The sequence below is a fragment of the Polynucleobacter victoriensis genome (assembly GCF_900187875.1).
GTDB classification, from domain to species: Bacteria; Pseudomonadota; Gammaproteobacteria; order Burkholderiales; family Burkholderiaceae; genus Polynucleobacter; species Polynucleobacter victoriensis.
In genome coordinates this window covers 1,134,398-1,158,705 of record NZ_FYEX01000001.1, presented here as the reverse complement: position 1 = coordinate 1,158,705, position 24,308 = coordinate 1,134,398, and the positions used below count along the sequence as shown (strand labels likewise).

Here is a 24,308-nt window from a genome sequence, read left to right as displayed (position 1 = left end):
TTAAATAACGATTGTTTGGTGGGCACCAGCTGGTCTGGCAACAATCTCGCCCAACTGATAAACAGTTTCGCCGGTTGACTCTAACTGAGCTTTGGCAGTAGCAGCATCAGCAGCATTAACAATCACCACCATGCCAACACCACAGTTAAATACGCGGTGCATCTCTGCATCCTCAACGCCACCTTCTTTTTGTAGCCATTGGAATAATTTCGGCAATTGCCAAGCGTCGCGATGCAACACTGCCTGAGTGTTTTCTGGCAAGACACGAGGTACGTTTTCTACCAAGCCACCGCCTGTAATGTGCGCCATGCCTTTAACAGTCATCTTAGCCATCAAAGCCAACATTGATTTGACATAAATACGTGTTGGAGCCATCACCACATCACTCATGCTTTGACCATGAAAATCATCCGTGGCTTTTGCGCCAGCACGATCAATGATTTTACGAATCAAAGAATAACCATTCGAATGAGCACCACTTGAAGCCAAACCTAAAATGACGTCGCCTGGTGCAATTGTTGAGCCATCAATCATGGTTGATTTTTCAACAGCACCCACAGCAAAACCAGCGAGGTCATACTCACCCTCTGGGTACATACCTGGCATTTCAGCTGTTTCACCACCAATCAATGCACAGCCTGCCAATTCACAGCCCTTAGCAATACCGCCCACCACTGTTGCGGCAGTATCCACAGATAATTTTCCACAAGCGAAATAATCTAAGAAAAATAATGGCTCGGCACCTTGAACCAAAATGTCGTTCACACTCATAGCAACCAAATCTTGGCCCACCGTGTCATGACGATTCCAGTCAAAAGCTAACTTAAGCTTTGTACCAACGCCATCAGTACCAGAAACCAATACAGGCTCTTTATAGCGCTTAGGCACCTCAAATAAAGCTCCAAAACCGCCAATACCGGCCAATACGCCATCGCGCATCGTCTTTTTGGCCATCGGCTTAATGCGCTCAACTAAGGCATCACCAGCCTCCATATCGACACCCGCGTCGCGGTATGAAAGGCCTTGAGATTTAGAAGAATTTTGATCAGACATAGCTATAAATGTATTTGAATCAGTAGAATCCTAGAATTCTAGTGGATACGCTAAACCTATGGCCTCTTTATTAACAACTTTCTTGGCAGCTTTTATCCTGGCTTATGTCTTAAGGCCAGTATTTACCTGCTTTCTAGCCCTAAGAGCCGGCAAAACGTTATCTGCAGCATTAACGGTTCTAATCGGCTTTTTGGGTATTTTGGGCTTAATTCTTTTATTTATAAGCGTTTTACAGCAAGAATTGCCGGCTTTACGCCAACAATTACCAATTTGGCTAGATCTTACCCAAAGGTCATTACAACCATGGCTAGATAATCTAGCAATTAACTTTGATCTCAAAAAGATTCAAGAAATCATTCAAAGCCGGATTAGCGAGCAGCTCTCAAATAATGCAGACGCCATAATCAGCTCCAGCCTATCAACCATCCTAAGCTCAGGTCAAAGCATTCTGGGCAGTCTATTTGGATTAGTACTGATAGTTTTTATCGTGTTTTACCTAGTTGGCCAATGGGATGAGTTCTTTAAAAAATTAAATCCTCTTATTCCTCCCCGTTGGTTACCTCTTGTAAAACAAATCCTTGTTGAGATTGATCAACTACTATCGCAGTATCTAAGAGGCCAGTTATTGGTCATCACCATACTGTCTATTTATTACTCCGTAGGACTTTATTTACTCGGAATTACAGGCGCCCTTGCGTTGGGATTATTCACTGGCATCGCCATTTTTATTCCGTACATTGGTTATGGTGTGGCATTGATACTCGCCCTACTCTCAGGATTACTCCAGGCAGAAACAGGCGGCAGCCTTTTAGCAGTTTTGGCACTCTACATAGCAGGCCAAGCAATTGAGAGCTTATTTTTGACACCTAAATTGGTTGGAGAAAAAATTGGCTTACATCCAGTATTGGTTGTGTTTGCTTTAATTTTATTTGGCAGTTGGTTTGGATTTTTTGGTATTTTGTTAGCGTTGCCAATGAGTGCCATTATTCTGGTGCTTTGCAAGCATGCGATGCAAGCCTACCAGGATAGCGCTTGGTATAAAAATAACGATTAACTGTGACAAATCTACCACCTCTACCTCGCCAAATTGCTCTTGATCTAGGCCATATACCCAAGCCTAGCTTAGATAATTTCATTGCCACAGGTAATGAGAATTTAAGCGCGATTCTCAAAAGCCTGCAAAACTCTTGGCTACAAACTGATCACTCCACAGACCCTCTGCGAGTTGATATGAGGATGATTCATGCATGGGGAGTTAGTGGCTCAGGCAGAACACACATACTTCAAGCAATGTATTTAAAAGGTATTGAGCAAGGTATTGATGCATTTTTACTCAATCAAGACAGCACCCCAGATGATTGGCGTATCGCCGGTAAAAGCGTAGAAGACCAATCAAACTCTTCAGTCATTCTTTGCGTTGATGATATTGATCATTTAGATGAATTCTCGCAAGGTGCCCTATTCAGATTACATAATTTGATTAAAGAATCAACTAAGCAAGCACTCATTACAACAAGTCTATTACCACCAGCCAATTTACAGTTAAGAGAAGATCTCAGAACTCGCTTAGCCTGGGGGCTTGTATTTCAGATGCATGCTTTATCTGACGGCGAAAAGTTGCAAGCCCTTCAACAAGCTGCCTTAGCCAGAGGTTTAAATTTATCAACAGAAGTAGCCCCATGGCTACTAAGGCACTTTCATAGAGACATGCCAAGTCTTATGTCTTTGTTGGAAGCCCTTGATGCCTACTCGTTAGAAACCAAAAGAGCCATCACTCTTCCATTAGTAAAAGAAATGCTCGCTCAAAAAAATTGAGCATAATGACAAGCAATGACACAACTTGCCTTATTCGATTTAGACCACACCCTTCTGCCGATTGATAGCGATCATGAATGGGGCCGCTTTTTAGTCAAAATTGGTGTTGTAGATGCCAACTACTACGCGGCTGAAAATGAACGCTTTTATGCAGACTACAAAGCAGGTCGCCTTGATATTTATGCTTTTTTGGCTTTCGCCCTAAAACCACTCTCAGAACACTCACGCTCTCAACTGAATGAATGGCATGCACAGTTCATGCACGAAGTGATCAAACCAAATCTTCGTTCAAGCGCTTTTGATTTAGTTAAAAAACATCAGGATCAAAATGATGTTTGCTGCGTTGTAACTGCTACCAACAGTTTTGTAACTCGACCTATTGTTCAAGCATTTGGGATCAAACACCTGATTGCTACAGAACCAGAGGTATTGGGTGATCCAAATACTGGCAATTTTTCTGGAAAAGTTGCTGGCACACCCAACTTTAGAGAAGGTAAGGTAACCAGGGTTGAAAGCTGGCTATCTTCAGAAAAATTATCTTGGTCATCATTGGAAAAAAGTTACTTTTACTCTGACTCCATTAATGATTTACCCCTCATGGAAAAAGTAACTCAGCCAATCCCCACCAATCCAGATCAATCACTTCGCTCTAAGGCGATTGAAAATAACTGGCCAATTTTGGAGTTGTTCGCATGATTCGTCGTTTTATAGACAGAATCCTTAGCAAATCTCCTAAGCAAAAAGGTTTGAAGCATGGGCACACACTGAGTCCCAAAAAAATCATCAAGCGCTCACACCACATCGACCCTGAGTTGCTGTCAAAAAATGCTGTAAAAGTGACTCATGTATTACAAGAAGCTGGCTACGAGGCTTATATCGTGGGTGGCGCAGTCAGGGATTTGCTTTTAGGCATTGCCCCCAAAGATTTTGATGTGGCAACCAATGCTACGCCCGAGCAAGTTCAAAAACTCTTTCGCCGCTCAAGATTAATTGGCCGACGCTTTCAAATTGTTCATGTGACTTTTTATGGCAAAGAGCGTCCAGAAATTATTGAGGTGTCAACATTTAGAGCGCATGTGCAAGCAGATGATGCTCATGTAGCAGCTAATGGTCGTATTTTGCGTGACAACGTTTGGGGCAGCCAAGCCGAAGACGCCACCCGCAGAGACTTTTCAATTAATGCCATGTACTACGATCCACAAACCGAGACAGTTTTGGATTACCACTCTGGCATGCAAGATATTCAGGCAAAGATTATTCGCATGATCGGAGAGCCTAGTCAGCGCTACAGAGAAGATCCGGTGAGAATGTTAAGGGCGATTCGATTCGCGGCCAAAACAGGATTTTTAATTGAAGAAAATACTCTCAAACCCATTGAAATTTTAGGTGATTTAATTCAGGACGTACCTAGCTCAAGACTGTTTGACGAAATTCTAAAATTACTAATGTCAGGGCATGCATGGGCTTCAATTGAAGGCTTGCAGAAAGTTGGTCTACATCACAAAATTTTGCCCCTGATTGAAGCCATATTGTCAGATGAAGATCGCACACTATTTGTCAAAAAGTCACTTGAAAACACTGATGCACGCATCAAAGCTGGCAAACCAGTGTCTGGTGGCTTCTTATTTGCCACATTACTTTGGCATGACGTTCAAGAAGCTTGGGCTAATTTTGAGAGCAACGGTATGCCAAGCATCCCAGCACTTCACGCTGCCATTGATGAAATATTCAATCAACAAAAAGCTTTCTTAGGTATGCAACGCCGTCATGAAGCAGATATGCGTGAAATCTGGGCGATGCAACCCCGCCTAGAAAAACGAGTTGGTCGCTACCCATATCGCCTCATTGAAAGTCCGAAATTTAAAGCTGGCTACGATTTTCTTTTGTTGCGTTGCGAAACAGGGCAAGCTGATGCAGAAATTGGCCAATGGTGGACTGACTTCTGGCAAGGTGATGAAAACCTAAGAGCAGACCTCATGCTGCAAGCAAAATCAGAAAACCAAGAGGTCAGCAGTAATCCTGCAAAAAAGCGTCGCAGAAGAAATCGATCACGCGTGGCAAAATCTAGTCCTGCCGAGCAAAATAATTAAAAAAAAGATAAAGTACGGTTATATTGAAAAGGGAGTTTCATGGCACTGGCCTTTATTGGTCTTGGTGGCAATATTGGTGATACGAAACAACTCATCAAAGATGCCATAGTTTGTTTAGCTCAAAATCCTGAGCTAAGGGTACTCACACGCAGTTGTATGTACCAAAGTGCCCCCGTAGATGCAGAAGGCCCCGACTTCATCAACGCTGTAATCTCCCTTGAGACAGAATTACCCCCAGAAGACTTGTTAGCCATTTGTCAAAAAGTAGAGAACACTTTTGGTCGCGAAAGACCTTATATCAACGCACCTAGAACTATCGATCTTGATGTACTAGCCTACGACAATGTGTCTATTAGTAATGATCGACTAACCATCCCACATCCACGTATGATTGAGAGATCATTCGTATTACTCCCACTCTTAGAGATCGCTCCAGACATTGATCTACCAGGATTTGGTAAATTAACGAAATATATTCCTAATGTTGAACACCAACGCATTGAAAAGGTCAAAGGCTGCAACTGCCCTAGTCAACATATTTAAAGACTGCAAAAAATTATGAGTTACCTACAAGAAGCTGCTGCTAATCGAGCGCCAATCACCATTTCAAAACTGCAAGCAATGCGTGAGGCAGGTGAAAAGATTGCCGTTCTAACAGCCTACGATGCAAGCTTTGCCAATCTCATGGATCAGTCAGGGATTGATGTGATTTTGGTTGGCGACTCACTAGGCAACATCATCCAAGGACAAACAAGCACGATTCCAGTCACCATTGAACAAATGGTTTATCACGTTAGCTGCGTAGCCAAAGGTAATCAATCAGCTTTTCTAGTTGCTGATATGCCATTTGGCACCTACTCAACTCCTGAACAAGCGATGGAAAATGCTGCCTCACTCATGAGAGCAGGCGCGCACATGGTCAAACTAGAGGGCGGCTCATGGCTTGCCGAAACGGTACGATTTTTAGTTGAAAGAAGTGTCCCAGTATGTGCGCACTTAGGCCTACTACCTCAATCAGTTCACACTTTAGGCGGATTCAAAGTCCAAGGAAAATCTGCTGAAGCAGCAGAAATATTAGTGAAGGATGCACAAACGCTTGAAAAAGCTGGCGCACAACTTTTAGTACTAGAAGCAATTCCTTCAGAACTTGGCAAAAAAGCTACAGCATCGATCAAACTGCCAACTATTGGCATTGGCGCCGGCCCAGATTGCTCTGGTCAAGTATTGGTCATGCATGACATGCTAGGAGCGTTCCCAGGCAGAAGTCCTAAGTTTGTTAAAAACTTTTTGTTGGGACAAGAGTCGATAGAGGGCGCTTTTAAAAGCTATATCCAAGAAGTCAAAACCGGGAAATTTCCCGGTCCTGAACATTGCTTTAAGTCTTGATGATTTAGTAAAAAATTAATTAAAAAAATCTTTTACTCGGTCTAACCAACCTTTTTGTTGAGGGCTGTGCTTAGACCCACCAGACTTAAGACTCTCATCAAACTTTCTTAAAAGATCTTTTTGAGTCTCATTGAGTTTCACTGGCGTCTCAACCTGAACATGAATATATAAATCACCAGGCAAAGCAGTCCTCAAACTCTTGATACCTTTTGACCTTAATCTAAATACTCGACCACTTTGAGTTCCCTCTGGCACATCAAAGCTTGCCTTACCAGACAAAGTAGGAACTTCAATTTCACCACCTAAAGCTGCGTCAATAAATGAAATCGGCATTTCGCAATGCAAGTCTTCCCCTTCACGCTGGAACACTGGGTGCTCTTTAATGTGAACTTCTACATACAAATCACCACTTGGACCACCATTAACACCAGGCTCGCCATTACCAGAAGAACGAATTCTCATGCCGTCATCAATGCCAGCTGGAATTTTTACTTCTAGAGTTTTTTGAGATTTAATTTTTCCTGCGCCATGACATTTTTTGCAAGGCTTAGGAATGTATTTACCAGAGCCACTGCAACGCGGGCAAGTTTGCTGCATAGAGAAAAAGCCCTGCGCAACTCTAACTTGACCAGCACCATGACAGGTCGTACAAGTTTCAACTTTTGAGCCAGGCTCTGCACCATCGCCACCACAACTATCGCAGTTGGACCAACTAGGAACACGAATTTGTGTTTCGTGACCATGCGCAGCTTCTTCAAGCGTGATCTCCATACTGTAGCGTAAATCAGCACCACGATAAACCTGTGGACCGCCACGGCCACCGCGAGCACCGCCGCCACCAAAAATATCTCCGAAGATATCGCCAAAAGCATCAGAAAAACTGCCAAAACCTTGACCGCCACCACCAAAGCCGCCCATATTGGGGTCGACTCCAGCATGACCATATTGATCATAGGCAGCGCGCTTCTGAGGGTCAGATAGCATCTCATAAGCCTCTTTGGCTTCTTTGAATTTACCCTCAGCTTCTTTGCTATCAGGATTACGGTCTGGGTGGTATTTCATTGCCAACTTCCGATAAGCTTTTTTAATCTCATCGTCAGTGGCATTCCGAGCTACCCCCAGAATGTCATAAAAGTCGCGCTTGTTAGCCAAAACTATTCCTTACTTCTTGTCGTTTACTTCCTTGAAATCAGCATCAACGACATTGTCGTCTTTAGGCTTAGCATTATCACCGCCAGCTTGTGCTGCTTGATTTTTTTCAGCCATCGCAGCATAAACTTTCTCGCCTAATTTTTGACTAACTTTACCTAACTCTTCAGTCTTAGCAGCGATTACTTCTTTGTCAGTGCCTTTTGTAGCCTCTTCCAAATCTTTAATTGCAGCTTCAATCTTCTCTTTTTCACCAGCTTCTAAAGATGCGCCATGCTCTTCCAAAGCTTTCTTAGTTGAATGACACAAAGCTTCTGCTGTATTGCGTGCGTCAACTAACTCACGTAATTTGCGATCTTCTTCAGCATTAACTTCCGCATCCTTAACCATGCGTTGGATCTCTTCCTCAGATAAACCTGAGTTAGCCTTAATAGTGATTTTGTTTTCTTTACCAGTTGCTTTGTCTTTTGCGCCCACATGCAAAATACCGTTAGCATCAATATCGAATGAAACTTCAATTTGTGGGGTGCCACGTGCTGCTGGTGCAATACCTTCCAAATTGAACTCACCCAACACTTTATTAGCAGCAGCCATTTCACGCTCACCTTGATAAACCTTGATCGTTACCGCAGGCTGGTTATCTTCTGCTGTAGAGAAAACTTGAGCATGTTTTGTTGGAATCGTGGTGTTCTTAGTAATCATCTTTGTCATCACGCCGCCCAATGTCTCAATACCTAATGACAAAGGTGTTACGTCTAACAACAATACGTCTGTACGATCACCAGACAACACCGCACCCTGAATTGCCGCACCAACTGCTACTGCTTCGTCTGGGTTCACATCTTTACGTGGCTCTTGACCAAAGAACTCTTTTACCTTTTCTTGCACTTTAGGCATACGAGTCATACCGCCAACCAAAATCACATCATGAATATCGCCAACAGATACACCCGCATCCTTAATAGCTGTGCGGCATGGATCAATTGTGCGACTAATCAAGTCATCAACTAATGACTCTAACTTTGCGCGAGTCATCTTGATGTTCAAGTGCTTAGGGCCTGATGCATCGGCTGTGATGTATGGCAAATTGATATCTGACTGTTGGCTAGATGACAACTCAATCTTTGCCTTTTCAGCCGCTTCCTTTAGACGCTGCAAAGCCAAAACATCTTTTGAAAGATCAACACCTTGCTCTTTTTTGAACTCATCAATGATGTAATCAATGATGCGTTGGTCGAAGTCTTCACCACCTAAGAATGTGTCACCGTTGGTTGACAATACTTCAAATTGCTTTTCACCATCAACGTCTGCAATTTCAATGATTGATACGTCAAAAGTACCACCACCCAAGTCATACACAGCAATCTTGCGGTCGCCCTTTTCTTGCTTATCCAAACCAAAGGCTAAAGCAGCAGCGGTTGGTTCGTTAATGATGCGCTTCACATCTAAACCAGCAATACGGCCTGCATCTTTAGTTGCTTGACGTTGACTGTCATTAAAGTAAGCAGGAACAGTAATCACTGCCTCAGTCACTTCCTCGCCCAAATAGTCTTCAGCTGTCTTCTTCATTTTGCGAAGAACTTCTGCAGAAATTTGTGGGGGGGCCATTTTTTTACCACGCACTTCCACCCATGCATCACCGTTATCGGCTTTTGCGATGGTGTAAGGCATCAAATCAATATCTTTTTGAACTTCTTTTTCTTCAAATTTACGACCAATCAAACGCTTTACAGCATACAAAGTGTTGCGAGGATTAGTCACAGATTGGCGCTTAGCAGGCGCACCCACCAAAATCTCACCATCTTCCATGTAAGCGATGATGGATGGGGTTGTGCGCGCACCTTCTGCGTTTTCAATTACTTTTGGCGTATTGCCCTCTAAAACTGACACACATGAGTTTGTTGTACCTAAGTCAATACCAATAATCTTTGCCATGCTTAACTCCTAATAATTGTTTATATCTTTAATTTGGGGATTCATTCGGTTATTTCAAGCCCTAACTACTTGGGCTGACTAACCGTTACTAATGCAGGTCTTAAAACACGATCTGCAATCAAATAACCTTTTTGCAATACAGTCACAACCGTATTAGCCTCTTGCTCATGGGGCACCATAGCAATAGCCTGGTGACGGTGTGGATCAAACTTTTCTCCAATCGGATTAATTTCAATCACACGCCCTTTTTCCAGCGCAGAAATTAATTGCTTGAGAGTTAACTCAATACCCTCTTTCATCTTGGCTGAGTCAGAGCCGCTATCTGTCAAAGCAGCATTAAGACTATCCAACACAGGCAATAAGTTCTCAGCAAAACCCTCAATTGCGAATTTATGAGCCTTTGCTACTTCTTCCATCGAACGCCTGCGAGCATTTTCAACTTCTGCCTTAGCACGCAAAAACTGATCTTGGTGCTCTTGGATTTGAGCTTCCAGAGCAGTAATTTTTTCCTCTGGGGTCAGAGGTGCTGCTGGCTCTTGGGCGGCATCTGCTGCAGGAGCCTGCTCTGCAGATTTATCTAACTCATTGATTTCTTGAGTTTTTTCTTGATTATTATCTTGGGTCATAAGTCACTTATTTGTTCAATAAGTGCTCATATAGGGACAAAACAAGGGGTTTCAAGCCCTTGTTCTAAATTATTTTTTTGCAGCCAATTCCGTCGCTCGCTGAATACTCAATGCCAATGCCTCTGGTGACTCTGGCAACTGAGGCCACCCAGCAAGATGATCAGCAGCAATCTCTGCTAAGCCAGATATCCAGGCTGGATTGGTATTTAAACAAGAAATGTAGTGATATTCACCACCACCTGCAGTCAAAAAGTCATCACGCACTTCCATCGCAATTTCTTCAAGCGTTTCCAAACAGTCCGCCGGAAATCCTGGGCAAAAAATGTCTAAACGCTTTGTTTTCTTTTCACCAAGAGATTTAACAGTTGGGGCGGTGTATGGCTTTAACCACTCCGCCTTACCAAAACGTGACTGAAAGGTCACCATGGCTTGTTCTGAGGTCAAACCTAATGCCTCACGTAGTAAACGTCCTGTCTTGTGACATTCGCAATGGTATGGATCACCTTTATCCAAGGTGCGCTTAGGCACACCATGAAAAGAAAATAATAATTTGTCCCCACCTGCAAAATCAGGGCGCCCATTTGTTTGCCAATATGACTCAACCTGTTCTTTGAGTGCATTAATGTACTCAGGATGATCGTGATAATGCTTAACCAATCTCAACTCTGGCTGATTACGCCATTTGCTAATGATTCTAAAAATCTCATCAAATGTTGATGCAGTAGTTGTGGCTGAGTATTGCGGATATAAAGGTAAGACCAACAATCGTTCCATCCCTGCTTTTTGCAAACGATCTAGTACCGACTCCAAACTTGGGTTGCCATAGCGCATAGCAAGATCCACCAAAACATCTTTGCCTTGGGCTAAGAATTTTTGCTCTAGAGCTTGAGATTGTTTTTTTGAGTAAACCAATAAAGGTGAGCCACCATCAGGTCCATTTAACCAAATGCTGGCGTATTTTTTTGCGGAGGCACCAGAACGAATCGGCAGAATAATTAAATTAAGGATGCACCACCAAATTAATTTAGGAATCTCAACAACTCGTGGGTCAGATAAGAATTGCTTTAAATATGGCTTTACAGCTGCGGCAGTAGGGGCATCAGGAGTTCCCAAATTAACCAACAGAACTGCTGTGCGCAAAGCTTGACGAGCTATAGCCATTAAAAATCCCTCACTTATTATGAATACCGCTACTTAAAGCACTAGAAAGTAGTTTAGCCGTGATATCAACAATAGGTATGACGCGTTCATATGCCATACGAGTTGGACCAATCACACCCAAGGTGCCAACCACTAGACCATCAACACTGTATGGGGCAGTAATCACCGCCATATCATCCATTGGAACCAAAGCACTCTCACCACCAATAAACACTTGCACACCATCTGCTTGAGAAGACACATCCAACAATTGCAATAAGCTAGTTTTCTCTTCAAACATTCCAAAAAGCTGCTTTAGCTTATGCATATCAGAAGATAAATCACCAACATTCAATAAACGTCTTTCACCAGAAATCACCACCCCAGAATCAGCGGTCATATTTTCAGAACTGGCTTTCAGTGCAGCCTCCATCAATGAGGCAATGCCTGAACGTAAGCCCTCAAGCTCTTGCATTAAACGTTCTTTGACGGCATAAAAACTTAACCCAGCAAATTGACTATTTAAATAATTGCTTGCCTCTACCAGCTCAGAGGAGCTGTAATCGCGCTCAGTCAAAATGATTCTATTTTGTACGTCACCGTCTGGGGTTACCAATATCAGCAAGACCCTCTTTTCTGATAAGCGCAAAAATTCAATTTGCTTAAATACTTCTGAGCGTCTTGGAGTTAAAACAATCCCAGCAAAATTAGACAAATTAGATAAAACTTGGGCAGCAGCAGTAACAACACGCTGCGGGGCATCAGCCTGAATGGCATCCTGTGCTTCGTGAGCCACCACCTCCTCAATCGGCTGCACGGTGAGCATGGTGTCTACAAACAGTCGATAACCTTTTGGAGTCGGAATACGCCCAGCCGAAGTATGAGGACTAGCCACAAACCCCATATCCTCCAAATCAGCCATGACGTTACGGATAGTCGCAGCCGATAAATCAAGTCCGGAAAACTTTGATAAAGCCCTAGAGCCAACTGGTTGCCCGTCGGCAATGTAGTGCTCAATCAGTGTTTTTAAGAGGCTTTTTGAACGTTCATCCATTATTTATTAATTGTAGGGCTATTAGGGCTATGGTTTAATCAACAACATGTCAAATCTTAAGACAAAATCGGCAAAGCATTTTAAAAAAATCGCCTTGGTAGGCAAATACCAAGCCGAAGGCTTCGCGCACATGCTCTTAAACCTTGCAAATATCCTAAAAAATCTGGGTTGCGAGGTTTTTTTGGAGGCAGAAACTGCCTCCAATACTACGATTTCTCAAATTCCGAGTATTCCTTCTAGCGAGTTCCACGCAAATATCGACTTAGTAGTCGTTTTGGGTGGAGACGGAACGATGCTTGGGATTGCACGACAGATTGCAGGCCAAAATGTTCCATTAATTGGTATCAATATGGGCACCTTAGGCTACATGACTGACATACCACTTCAAGACGTCGAACTAGTCTTAACTGAAATGATCAAAGGTCATTTCGAATCAGACGTCAGATATTTATTAGAAGCAGAGGTGTTACGCAATAAACAAGTCATTGGCTCAGGATTGGCCCTTAATGATGTGGTGGTTAATCGCTCTGGAATTTCTGGAATGCTTGAGTTAACTGTGCACGTTAATAATCAATTCATGTACAACCAACGTTCAGATGGATTAATTGTGGCAACGCCCACAGGCTCCACCGCCTATTCGATGTCCGCAGGCGGTCCAATCCTTCATCCATCAGTAGCTGGTGTGGTACTAGCTCCAATTGCACCGCATGCCCTATCTAACCGCCCCATTGTTTTGCCCAATGATGCAACGATTGTCATAGAACTGATTGGTGGCAAAGATGTCAGCGTGAACTTTGACATGCAATCTTTAACCCAACTCCAGATAGGCGATCAAATAAAAATTTGTCGCTCAAACAAAACAGTCACACTTCTTCATCCAGTTGATCATAGCGATTACAAAGCTCTTCGACAAAAGCTTCACTGGAATGAATATCCATCATCGTTTTAAATATGCTGCGCAGCCTAAATATTCGTGACTTCGTCATTGTTGACGAACTTGATTTAGATTTAGACCATGGCTTCACAGTCTTAACAGGTGAAACTGGTGCAGGTAAGTCCATCCTATTAGATGCACTATCACTAGTTCTTGGTGAAAGAGCAGATCCTAGCCAAATCAGAGAAGGAAAAAATAAAGCTGAAATTTCAGCACTTTTCTCTTTGGATGGCTCATTAAAAGAGTTCATTTCAAACTGGCTAGATGAACAAGGTTTCAATATAGAAGACGATGGCTCTACTCTGATTCTCAAAAGAATTATTGACTCATCTGGACGAAGCCGTGCATTCATCAATGGCAGCATAGCCACCCTTAATCAAACAAAAGAATTAGGCAATCATTTAGTCGACATTCATGGTCAACACGCCCATCAATTGCTACTAAAAACGGGGGCGCAACGAGACCTTCTTGATCATCAAGCTCAACTGCAAGAGCAAGTGCTAACCGTTAAAGGTCTATATCAAGAGTGGCAAGCTGCCAAAAAACAATTAGAACTTGCGAAAAGTGCTGGTGAGAGCCTGCAAAAAGAACAAGAACGTCTGTCTTGGCAACTTGAAGAACTAGATCAACTTGCGCCCAAAGCAGGTGAATGGGCTGAAATTGATGTTGAGTATTCACGACTAGCCAATGCTGCTAAGTTGATTGAAGGGTCACAAAATGCTCTAGCAATGCTAAGCGAGCAAGAAGGCAATGCTGAAGAGCTTTTGGGAAAAGCTTTTACAGAAATCGAAGATTTAGCAAAACTTGATAGCCATCTTGAAGACGCAAAAATTTCATTAGAGTCAGCTCAAATACAAATCAGCGAAGCAACGCACAGCCTTAATCGTTACCTACAAAAGATTGACGTTGATCCAGACAGGCTAGCCGAAGTCGAAGAGCGCCTAAAAGCGTTACATAGCGCAGCAAAAAAATTCAAGGTAACGCCCGAAGAATTACCAACTATTTGGCTTGATATCAAAGAAAAGGTTAATGCCATTAAGGACTCTCAAGACTTAGCAGCCCTTGAAAAGAATCTTCTTACCACCCAAGCCGAATACAACAAAGCAGCAAAGTCATTGAGCCAAAATAGAAACAAAGCTGCGAAGATATTAGAAAAGCTCGTAACTGAAGCCATGCAAGATCTATCTATGGCAGGTGGTCAATTTGTCATCGGTATTGAGCCATTAGCTGAAGGTAACGCTTATGGCCTAGAAAATATTGAATTTTTAGTAGCAGGTCATCCTGGCGTTTCTCCAAAACCATTATCAAAAGTAGCATCAGGCGGTGAACTAGCGCGCATTAGCCTAGCTATCAGCGTGATCACTTCAGAAGCCAGTCAAATACCAACTTTGATTTTTGACGAGGTTGATTCAGGCATTGGCGGCGCTGTTGCTGAGACTGTTGGTAAGCGCCTCAAAGAACTTGGTCAGGCCCACCAAGTGTTATGCGTTACTCATTTAGCGCAAGTTGCTGCACAAGGTCACCAACATTGGAAAGTTGAAAAACAAAGTTCGGACAACTCCACCACATCTTCCATCACAAGCCTCAATCGCCAAGAACGTGTTGAGGAGATTGCGCGCATGCTTGGTGGCACAGAGATCACCGACACAACTAGACGTCACGCAAGAGAGTTACTGGGTCAGTAAAACCTTTTGCCATAGTGTTGTTACTGCCATCCTAGCGTCTTGCAAAGATGAATCCATGAGATCTGGGTGTATACGAGTTTTATCAGCGCCATCTAAACGTATTCGATGTTGATACTCACGATAAAGTCGGTACGCATTTGCCACAGATTGAGCTAAGCCCTCAGGAATTAACTTCTCTTCTGCTGCGTAACCCAATAAAGCAATGTTGCCCCAGTTGCCCACTAACTTACGATGCTCAGCACTAAAACGAAGTACCAAATATTGCACAATGAATTCAATATCAACCATGCCTCCAGAATCATGCTTGATATCAAACATTCCAGAATCATTCGGATGGCCATCACTCACTTTTTTGCGCATAGAGAGAATTTCTTGCTTTAAAAGTTGTTCATCTCTTGGTTGCGCAAGAACCTCGGAGCGGATCTCCTCAAACTTTTGCCCAATCATCACATCACCAGCGCAAAAACGTGCGCGAGTTAAAGCTTGATGTTCCCAAAGCCATGCAGAGTTATCCCCCTCTCGCAATTGATAGCGTTTAAATGCATCTATGCTCGTGACTAGCAAACCTGCTGCACCATTTGGTCTTAAGCGCGTATCAATTTCAAAAAGAACTCCAGCCGAGGTTGATGCAGTGAGCCATGCAATTAATCTTCTGGCAAACATGGCGTATCGCTCAGAAGCACCTTGGTCAGAATCTGGTGCGTCGTATAAAAACACAATGTCTAAATCAGAGGCATATCCCAACTCTTTGCCACCTAACTTACCGTAGGCAATGACAGCAAAAGCTGGTGGAGTATTTGGATTTAAACCATACTTATTCGCAACGATTGGCCAAACTCTTTCCAGAGTAATTCCCAATATCAAATCTGCTAAAGCTGACAAACGATCACTAACCTTCTCAATTGGTAAGGGCTTGTCTCTACCAATACCTAATTCAGCCAATAAAGTTAAAAATGTCTCGGTGTGATGTGTTTGCCTAAGAATGTCCATGGCCAACTCAGCTTGGTCACCATGCTGTGCAGCATCGTCTAACAAAACGTTTATTTGAGACCGTAACTTTGTCCAGTAAACATTAGGGTGATCTTCTGGCGAATATTGACCAAAACCATTCAATAAATCATCTAGTAAGTGTGGGTGTTTGATTAAATAGTCAGCACCCCATTTTGATGCGGCCATTAAATCAATTAATCTACCTAAAATATTTGGATACTCAACTAACAACGCTAAATAAGATGCGCGTCTAGAAATTGAGTCCAGCAGGTTCATCATGCGCACCATCACACGATCCGCCTGCTCTAGTGCCCAACCTTGTATACGAACATGCTCTGAAGATTGAGCCATTAACTGGATAAATCTTCTGCGCGCAGTATCAGACAAAGATCTCTGGCGAGCGCTGCCTACCCATGCAGCCCACCTCTCAGACAACTCTACATAGTCAGTTGATGGCGACCAAATAGTCGAAGCCTCATCACTAGACTCAGCTTCTACGCCCTGCTGCTTTAATACAAATGCGTTCTCAAATAAATTAGCCACATTGGCTCGATGCGAAGATAGTACTTTTCTAAACTCATCTAGATTTTGATGACCCATTGATAGAGCAATTCTTCCTTGTGATGCATCATCACCTGGTAAGTGGTGAGTTTGAGCATCTTCCCAATACTGCAAACGATGTTCTAACTTCCTCAAATAAAGGTAAGCATCTGTCAATTGCACAAGATCAGACTCACTGATGTAATTTCGCTCATGCACTGCCTTTAAAACCTCTAAAGTTGGCTTGATTCTTAAGCCTGGATCTTGACCACCGCGCACTAGCTGAAACATTTGCGCCATAAACTCAATCTCCCTGATGCCACCGCGCCCTAGTTTTATGTCTGCAGCCCTCTCAGGGTGCGCAATGCTTCTTTTTTCTGCCTCTTGCTGAATTTGGGCATGCAGTTCTCTAATCGCAGCTATCACGCCAAAATCCAAATAGCGCCTATATACAAAAGGTCTCACTAGATCCTGGAGGCCTTTTAGCGATGTTGCATGAGCTAAATCAAGCTCTGTCGGATAAATCATCCGCCCCTTAATCCACGCATAACGCTCCCACTCACGACCTTGAACACTGAAATACTCTTCGAGCATTCCTAGGCTACACACCAATGGTCCTGAATCACCATTGGGTCGCAAGCGCATATCAACCCTAAAAACAAATCCTTCAGACTTGAGTTCACTCAAAAGAGCAATCAATTTCTTACCCAATCGGGCATACCACTCATGATGAGAAATACTTTTTACTCCGCCTTGAGTATCCCCATCCTCTTCATACAAAAAAACCAAATCAATATCAGATGAGACGTTTAACTCTTTTCCACCCAACTTGCCCATACCAACAACAATCAACGGTAAAAACTGCCCATCTTTGGACTGCGGCTGACCTACCAAGGGATACATATCCTTGTGTAAGGCACTAATGCCTATCGCAATTGCTTTTTCTGCAAAGTAACTCATAGCCTCAGTCACTTCAAAAACATCGGCAAACCCACTCAAATCCCTTAAGGCCAACAAAAGCATCAATTTCTGCCGCGAAACCCTTAATTGAGCACCCAAAACCTCTAAATTGATAGGTTCTTGGCTCAGAACTTGGCTAGCGGGCTCAAGCAGTTTTTCAATAACAAGCGAGTTAATAGGGGTATTTATTCCACCTATCAGATCCTCTGCCCACTGCGGTTGAGCAGCCAACCAACGGCTTGCATAAGCAGAATGCTGGTGAAGAACCGAAAGTCGGGAATCATTAATCGTCATAGGTATCATGTTATCGCTATCAATACCTTCTCGGCTACAGCATAATTACGAAAATGTCTTGGTTAAGTCTTTCTACCATCTTAAAAAAGGTTCGCGAACATTCAATGGACGCGAATCAACTCCTTACATGGAAAAAAAGACTTAAATATGTCAGCCTTGCTGTTGGCATATTGTTTATTGCCATACACATTACTGTTAGATTCTTTTTATGGCCCCAAGTTGAGAGCCATAAAGCTACTTTTGAAGAACTTGTCAGTCAAAACATTGGCGCCCAGTTAAAGATTGAGGAAATCAAAACTGACTGGAACTTTCTATGGCCATCATTCAGTATTAAAAATATTGCCATATATGACCGCTCAGAAAAAAATTCCAGTCCCCGCCTAACCATTCCAGAACTCACCGGCAATGTTTCTTGGGAAAGTATCTGGACTTTTCAGCCACACTTTCATGACCTTAACTTTAATAATGCAACCATTTATGCGCATCGAAGCCAAAATGGCAACTGGGATATCGGCGGAATCAAGTTAGATAAAAAATCTGCTGGATACAAATCGGCAAACTGGTTTTTCGAGCAAGACAGCCTGAACATTAATGACGCAAAAATTATTTGGCTAGATCAACTCCATCAGAGTGCAGAATATCAAATTGAGATTCAATCACTGATTCTCAAAAATACTTGGTATAAGCACCGCCTGGAGCTAACTACAAAAACCCCATGGAATAAAGATTTAGCAAAAATAACTGCAAAATTTCGCCACAACGTTTTAGGTAATGCTGGCAACTGGCAAGACTGGAATGGTCGAATTGATTGGCAGATTAGTGACGTTAACCTGCAAAAAGTCAACCAACTATTTGATAGCTCAGTCAAGGTTATTGACGGCAAAATTAGCAGCGAAGGGTACGCTTACTTAGATAGCGGATCACTTGATGGTGGCGAAACTAACTTACAAGCCAGTCAATTACATTTTGAATGGGACAGGATTTCTAAACCATTAAAAATACATAGCCTTAATAGTGAAATCAAACAAGATACTCAAGGCAAAAAAATGTCTTTGAGCGCTTCTTCACTTAAATGGCAAATCGATAAAACATCTAAAGCAACAGAGCTCAATGACATTACCGTGTATTGGGAAAAAGCCAAAGACATCGACTCAATCAAACATGCTGGAATTAAAGCTTCAGAAATTGACTTAGGTTTGGTAGAGCAATTGGCGGGACAATTTCCACTACCGAAAGATATCAGCAGTTTTATAAAAAATTACCAACCAGAAGGTCAACTAGAAGACTTAGATGCAAGTTGGAATGCAGACACAAGCCAGTTACCTTTTGATATCTCATTGCCTGGATTTAATAAGTCGCATTACAAACTAGCATTTAAATTCTCAAAACTTTTCTTAAAGCCTGAAAGAAAAGATTTTCTAGCAGTCTCAAATTTGAACGGAAAAATATATGCCACCGAATTGGGTGGCGAAGTTAGCATCGCCGGCAAAAATACTTCATTTGTTCTACCTGGCATTCTAGAAAATGATCATCTAGCTCTTGATAAAGCTGATGGACTAATTGAATGGACAAAAAATCAAGAGTCCTTTAAATACGTAGCAAAAAATATGCGTTTAGAAAATGCTGACGCATCTGTCAATTTTGATGCTGAGTATCGCCCTTCCACAAAAAAAGTTGCCGAATTTCTGAGCATCAAGGGAAATATTGACCGCGCCGAAGTAAATAAAATTACCCGCTACTTTCCGTTGACTATGTCCAAAGATGCGCGCGCATACATCAGAGGTGCGCTGAAATCTGGATTCATTAGCAACGGCAGCATTAACATCAGCGGCAACCCTGAGCATATTCCATTTGACACAAAACATCCGGGCATCTTTGACCTACATCTACCAATCAAAAATGTTCAATACTCCCCAGCACCTAATGAAACAAAAAAACAGGGGCAATGGTCAGACTTTACTAACGTAACGGGGGTTGTTGCTTTCAAAGGTCCGCAACTGCAAGTGGACTTCACTCATGCAGTATTTGAAAGTGTTAACTTAAAAGATATTCATGGCAGCATATTAAATGTCGTCAGCCCTAATGCTGTTCTGAAGATAAATGGGGAAGCGTCTGGATCAAGTGAAGATCTTCTGAAATACTACATACAAAGTCCGCCAGGTTTAAAGTTACAAAAAACTGCCGAACAAATTAACTTAACTGGTAATGGAAAATTAAAAATCAATATTGATTTGCCATTAGCAAATACAGCAAAAACAACAATTCAGGGCAGCGTCTTCCTTGATAAAAATCAGGCGAACATCAATAAAACCATTGATGTTAGAGATATCACTGGTGAAATACTTTTTTCAGAAGACAATGTCTTAGGTAAAAACCTAAAAGCAAATTTATTGGGTGGCAACATTACATTTGAGAGTGGCAGCAACCTACCATGGAAGAATGCTGACGGCATGAAGGTTCATGGTCAAGTCAGGATTCAGCAACTCATTGATGTACTCAACGCTAACTCAGACGAGCAAATCAAAACACTTCAACAACAGTTAGACGGTTTGGCATCTTATGATGGATCTTTAGCGATCACTTCTGGCGGATACAAGCTAGATTTAGGACTCCAACTCAAAGATATGAGCTCAAACTTCCCAACCCCATTTAATAAAAAATTGGGCGAAGCACTTTCAGGAAAATTAACTCTTAATAACACCAAAGAAACCAACTTCGAAACAGTTGGTCAATTAAAAATCAGCAAATTGATCGATGCTAACTTTGTCTTTAAAGATAAATCAGATCTTCGCTTAGGCATTGGCATTAATACGCCTGGCTATGTACCTAGCAAAGGAGTTACCAGCGCAATTGTTTTTGATAACCTAGACACTAGCATTTGGCAAAACTGGCTATCAAAAACCTTTCCAGAGTCAACAAGTAACAAAAATCAAACGCAGAAAAAATCTGCAATCCAACTCAATGCAGTTTCTGCATATATCAAAAATTTAAGAGTTGCAGATCGAGATCTAAAAGATGTCAGCATCTTGGCAACACATGATGAGGATTTATGGCACGCTAGCATTAACTCATCTCTAGCCATAGGTTTAGTGCAGTGGCGCTCGGCGACTGCTGGTCTACCGCAAGGAAAACTCACAGCACGTTTGCAAAAACTTACTATTGAAAACTCAAGTTCTGGTGAAACCATTACAAAGAGTATTAATCAACGCATCCAAAAAATACCCGCCCTTGATATTCAATCAGATCAATTTATTCTTAATGGACAACCCTACGGAAAAATTGAACTATTAGCCAACAATGACAAGAATGACTGGAAAATTGAAAAGCTATCTTTAAAAACTGAGGATGCCGAAGTAAAAATTACTGGTCGGTGGATTCTTCCGAAGCAAGCCAAGAAACTTGACTCAGGTAGAACAGAACTTAATTTTGACCTTGATATTGATAATGCCGGCAAACTTTTATCAAAACTAGGCTTCCCAAAAGCGATTGACGATGGCTCAGGAAAGCTGGTTGGTCAACTTAGCTGGGCTGATGCACCTTATAAATATGATCTGCAAACATTACAAGCAGACCTATCACTAGATATTGTTAAAGGTACCATCTTGCAAGTAGATCCAGGCCTTGGCAGACTTTTAGGAGTGCTAAGCTTCCAAGGTTTAACAAGAATTGCAACATTGGATATTGGTGGCGTATTAAAACCAATCGTGACGCAAGGCACCCCATTTGACCGCATCACATCAAGAGGTACCATCACTAATGGTGTGGCTAATATTAAAGATCTGAATATGAAAGGTCCTCAAGGAAATGTTCGCTTGACTGGTCATGCAAATCTCTTGAACGAAACACAAGATATGCGTATTACCGTGTCGCCGAACTTTAATGCAGGTACAGCATCGCTTGGCTACACTTTCATTAACCCAATCATCGGATTGAGCACACTGGTGGGCCAGTATTTAATTGCAGACGAAGTTAGCAAACTATTTCAACTAGACTACTTAGTACAAGGAACATGGGCGACACCTCAAATTATTGCTTTGGATAACAAAGGTAACCCGCTTGACGAAAAACAACTCAAAGAAATCAGAGATAAATCCTTACTTCGTCAGCAGCAAAGTCCTAATAAGAAATAAAATTGGCGAATGAATAACAAAGGCCAACTAAATATCGCCAGCATCCAAATGGTTTCAAGTAGTTCAGTTGAAACTAATTTGGATGTCGCAGAGGAGCTTGTGGCTAAGGCTAAAGCTGCTGGGGCAGATTTAGCAGTATTACCAGAATACTTTTGCCTAATGGGCCACTCTGATACCGATAAAGTAAAGGTTCGTGAGACTTTTGGCTCTGGCTTTATACAAGACCGATTAAAGAAAATTGCACGCAACCATAAAATTTACTTAGTTGCAGGAACTATTCCACTAAGTAGCGAACAACCCAATAAGGTTAGAAACACCAGCTTAGTTTTCGATTGCCAAGGCGAAGTGATCGCTAGATACGACAAAATTCACTTATTTGGCTTCAAGCAAGGTGAGGAAGAGTACCAAGAATCGAACACCATTGAACCTGGCTCAAAACCTACAAGCTTTGAAATTCAGGTTAATAATGAAACTTGGCGGTTTGGCCTCACGGTCTGTTATGACTTGAGATTCCCTGAGCTTTATCGTGAAATTGGCATTGTTGATTGCCATATTCTTTCAGCAGCCTTTACCTACACGACAGGCAAGTCCCACTGGGAAATATTACTAAGAGCAAGAGCCATTGAAAATCAGTGCTATGTTTTAGCAAGCGCCCAGGGTGGTCGTCATGAGAACGGCAGAACGACTTGGGGACAAAGCATGCTCATTGACCCATGGGGTGAGATTAAATCTGAATTGAAAGATGGGCAAGGATTTGTAATCGGGCAATTAGAAAAAAGCACGATTCATGAAATTCGAGCAAAATTACCTTCACTTCAACATCGGACACTCTGATTAAGCAATGAATTCACCTTTGGCATTAGAAAATCCACTTCAGCTTAGTAGAGCTGATGCACTGAAAATTGCTAAAGACATTCTTTTGGCGCCGGCAGGCATTACAGAGCAAGATTTACAAAAAACTTTGTCTCACATGCATCAGCATCATCTAGATGATGCTGATTTATATTTCCAAAGAACTCACAACGAAGCTTGGAGTCTTGAAGAAGGTATCGTCAAATCTGGTAGCTTTAGCATTGATCAAGGCGTGGGTGTTAGAGCCGTTAGCCATGACAAAACTGCTTTTGCCTATTCTGATGAAATTAGCGCCACTGCATTAAAAAATGCCGCAGAAGCAACTCGAGTGATTGGTCCAAATAACAATAAGACTTATATCAGCCCCAAGTGGGCAACGCCAGCAACTCACGCCTTATATCAATCACTAAACCCTTTAGATAGCCTAGATGCAAAAGCAAAGATTGCCTTACTAGAGGATATTGAAAGAAAGGCAAAGGCTAAAGATCCACGTATTGTTCAAGTAATGGCAGGACTTGCCGGCGAATTTGATGTGGTTCTTGTCGCGCGCGCCAATGGTGTATTAGCTGCAGATATCAGACCGCTGGTACGTGTATCAATCACGGTAATTGCGGAACAGAATGGTCGCCGTGAAGTCGGGTCATCAGGTGGTGGTGGCAGATTTGATTATCACTTTTTTGTGACTGAGAAAATTGATCATTGGATCAATGAAGCCGTTAGATCTGCACTCGTTAATTTAGAGTCAAGACCAGCTCCTGCTGGACCCATGACTGTCGTGTTAGGTCCGGGTTGGCCAGGAGTGCTTCTACATGAAGCAATTGGTCATGGCCTTGAAGGTGACTTTAACCGCAAGGGGTCATCGGCCTTCTCAGGGAAAATTGGTCAAAGGGTCGCCGCCAAAGGTGTCACTGTTGTTGATGATGGCACGATTGCAGGACGTCGTGGCTCACTATCAGTAGATGATGAAGGCAACCCAACACAATGCACCACACTCATTGAAGATGGCATCCTAAAGGGATACATACAAGATAGCCTCAATGCTCGTCTCATGAAAATGCCAGTCACAGGCAATGCAAGACGTGAGAGCTACGCATCCCTACCAATGCCTCGCATGACAAATACCTATATGCTCGGTGGCAAAGATGACCCTAATGAAATCGTTGCAAGCATTAAAAAAGGCTTGTATGCCGTCAATTTTGGTGGCGGGCAAGTCGATATCACCAGCGGTAAGTTTGTGTTTTCAGCATCAGAGGCATACTGGGTCGAGAACGGCAAAATTCAATACCCCGTCAAAGGCGCAACGATTATCGGAAATGGCCCTGAATCACTCAAAGATATCAGCATGATTGGTAATGACATGGGCCTAGATAGCGGTATTGGAGTTTGCGGGAAAGATGGTCAAAGCGTCCCGGTAGGAGTTGGCCAACCAACCCTCAGAATCGACAATATGACCGTCGGTGGCACTACCCAATAGCGAAAACCACAAAAACTGTGCTACATTAACCACATGTCTGCAAATAACTTTTACTTCTTTTACTTTTGGTTCTCAGCCCTAGGCGGTCGAGAGGCGGAAATTCAAGCGTAAATTTCAAGCACTCAAAATAACCGCCGACGCAAACGGCGGTTTTTTTTTACACATATATGAATTTAGAAATAGCAAAAAGGGGTTAATGAA

18 protein-coding genes are annotated in these 24,308 nt (G+C 42.5%); 11 read left to right on the top strand and 7 right to left on the bottom strand.

All coding sequences use genetic code 11. The annotated features are described in order from the left end of the window. Positions 1 to 1,053, bottom strand: a complete 1,053-nt coding sequence (gene purM, locus CFR83_RS06000; protein ID WP_088813077.1) for a phosphoribosylformylglycinamidine cyclo-ligase — start codon at positions 1,051 to 1,053, stop codon at positions 1 to 3. 58 nt (positions 1,054 to 1,111) lie between these two features. On the opposite strand from purM, the gene CFR83_RS05995 reads away from it, so the two are divergent. The 6 genes from CFR83_RS05995 to panB are packed head-to-tail and all read left to right on the top strand — an operon-like array spanning position 1,112 to position 6,344. After that, positions 1,112 to 2,107: an AI-2E family transporter gene (locus CFR83_RS05995; protein ID WP_088813076.1), complete on the top strand. Its 996-nt coding sequence runs from the start codon at positions 1,112 to 1,114 to the stop codon at positions 2,105 to 2,107. Between the two features lie 2 nt (positions 2,108 to 2,109). Further along, positions 2,110 to 2,868: a DnaA regulatory inactivator Hda gene (gene hda / locus CFR83_RS05990; protein WP_088813075.1), complete on the top strand. Its 759-nt coding sequence runs from the start codon at positions 2,110 to 2,112 to the stop codon at positions 2,866 to 2,868. A 15-nt stretch (positions 2,869 to 2,883) separates the two neighbouring features. Continuing rightward, positions 2,884 to 3,564: a histidinol-phosphatase gene (locus tag CFR83_RS05985; protein WP_088813074.1), complete on the top strand. Its 681-nt coding sequence runs from the start codon at positions 2,884 to 2,886 to the stop codon at positions 3,562 to 3,564. Continuing rightward, on the top strand, positions 3,561 to 4,958 hold the full coding sequence (gene pcnB / locus CFR83_RS05980) for a polynucleotide adenylyltransferase PcnB (protein ID WP_088813073.1): 1,398 nt from the start codon (positions 3,561 to 3,563) through the stop codon (positions 4,956 to 4,958). The genes CFR83_RS05985 and pcnB overlap by 4 nt, the downstream gene beginning before the upstream one ends. Before the next feature lie 39 nt (positions 4,959 to 4,997). Then, on the top strand, positions 4,998 to 5,501 hold the full coding sequence (gene folK, locus CFR83_RS05975) for a 2-amino-4-hydroxy-6-hydroxymethyldihydropteridine diphosphokinase (RefSeq protein ID WP_088813072.1): 504 nt from the start codon (positions 4,998 to 5,000) through the stop codon (positions 5,499 to 5,501). Positions 5,502 to 5,516: 15 nt separating this feature from the next. After that, positions 5,517 to 6,344 (top strand): 3-methyl-2-oxobutanoate hydroxymethyltransferase, encoded by an 828-nt coding sequence (gene panB / locus CFR83_RS05970; RefSeq protein WP_088813071.1) that lies wholly within the window; start codon positions 5,517 to 5,519, stop codon positions 6,342 to 6,344. Positions 6,345 to 6,359: 15 nt separating this feature from the next. On the opposite strand, the gene dnaJ is transcribed toward panB, so the two are convergent. The 5 genes from dnaJ to hrcA form a co-directional block, all read right to left on the bottom strand. After that, on the bottom strand, positions 6,360 to 7,496 hold the full coding sequence (dnaJ, locus tag CFR83_RS05965) for a molecular chaperone DnaJ (RefSeq protein ID WP_088813070.1): 1,137 nt from the start codon (positions 7,494 to 7,496) through the stop codon (positions 6,360 to 6,362). A 9-nt stretch (positions 7,497 to 7,505) separates the two neighbouring features. Next, positions 7,506 to 9,428, bottom strand: coding sequence for a molecular chaperone DnaK (dnaK, locus tag CFR83_RS05960; protein WP_088813069.1), 1,923 nt, complete (start codon positions 9,426 to 9,428; stop codon positions 7,506 to 7,508). Positions 9,429 to 9,493: 65 nt separating this feature from the next. Continuing rightward, positions 9,494 to 10,054: a nucleotide exchange factor GrpE gene (gene grpE, locus CFR83_RS05955; RefSeq protein ID WP_088813068.1), complete on the bottom strand. Its 561-nt coding sequence runs from the start codon at positions 10,052 to 10,054 to the stop codon at positions 9,494 to 9,496. Between the two features lie 69 nt (positions 10,055 to 10,123). Next, on the bottom strand, positions 10,124 to 11,215 hold the full coding sequence (gene hemH, locus CFR83_RS05950; RefSeq protein ID WP_088813067.1) for a ferrochelatase: 1,092 nt from the start codon (positions 11,213 to 11,215) through the stop codon (positions 10,124 to 10,126). Positions 11,216 to 11,225: 10 nt separating this feature from the next. Then, the gene (hrcA, locus tag CFR83_RS05945; RefSeq protein ID WP_423808380.1) at positions 11,226 to 12,251 is read right to left on the bottom strand and encodes a heat-inducible transcriptional repressor HrcA; all 1,026 of its coding nucleotides are present in this window, start codon (positions 12,249 to 12,251) and stop codon (positions 11,226 to 11,228) included. 43 nt (positions 12,252 to 12,294) lie between these two features. On the opposite strand from hrcA, the gene CFR83_RS05940 reads away from it, so the two are divergent. Next, the gene (locus CFR83_RS05940; RefSeq protein ID WP_088813065.1) at positions 12,295 to 13,197 is read left to right on the top strand and encodes an NAD kinase; all 903 of its coding nucleotides are present in this window, start codon (positions 12,295 to 12,297) and stop codon (positions 13,195 to 13,197) included. A 2-nt stretch (positions 13,198 to 13,199) separates the two neighbouring features. After that, positions 13,200 to 14,867 carry a DNA repair protein RecN gene (recN, locus tag CFR83_RS05935; RefSeq protein ID WP_088813064.1) on the top strand — a complete coding sequence of 556 codons (1,668 nt, stop codon included), beginning with the start codon at positions 13,200 to 13,202 and terminating at the stop codon, positions 14,865 to 14,867. Here the strand turns inward: recN and glnE are convergent. Beyond that, positions 14,853 to 17,651, bottom strand: a complete 2,799-nt coding sequence (gene glnE / locus CFR83_RS05930) for a bifunctional [glutamate--ammonia ligase]-adenylyl-L-tyrosine phosphorylase/[glutamate--ammonia-ligase] adenylyltransferase (RefSeq protein ID WP_088813215.1) — start codon at positions 17,649 to 17,651, stop codon at positions 14,853 to 14,855. The genes recN and glnE overlap by 15 nt on opposite strands. A gap of 53 nt (positions 17,652 to 17,704) precedes the next feature. Here glnE and CFR83_RS05925 point away from each other — a divergent pair, with 53 nt between their 5' ends. Genes CFR83_RS05925 through tldD form a run of 3 tightly spaced genes read left to right on the top strand, consistent with a single transcriptional unit; the run spans position 17,705 to position 24,107 of the window. After that, positions 17,705 to 21,781: a YhdP family protein gene (locus tag CFR83_RS05925; protein WP_088813063.1), complete on the top strand. Its 4,077-nt coding sequence runs from the start codon at positions 17,705 to 17,707 to the stop codon at positions 21,779 to 21,781. 9 nt (positions 21,782 to 21,790) lie between these two features. Beyond that, positions 21,791 to 22,615 (top strand): carbon-nitrogen hydrolase family protein, encoded by an 825-nt coding sequence (locus CFR83_RS05920; protein ID WP_088813062.1) that lies wholly within the window; start codon positions 21,791 to 21,793, stop codon positions 22,613 to 22,615. 7 nt (positions 22,616 to 22,622) lie between these two features. Continuing rightward, complete coding sequence (tldD, locus tag CFR83_RS05915; RefSeq protein ID WP_088813061.1) at positions 22,623 to 24,107, top strand: metalloprotease TldD; 1,485 nt, start codon at positions 22,623 to 22,625, stop codon at positions 24,105 to 24,107. Positions 24,108 to 24,308 lie beyond the last annotated feature (201 nt).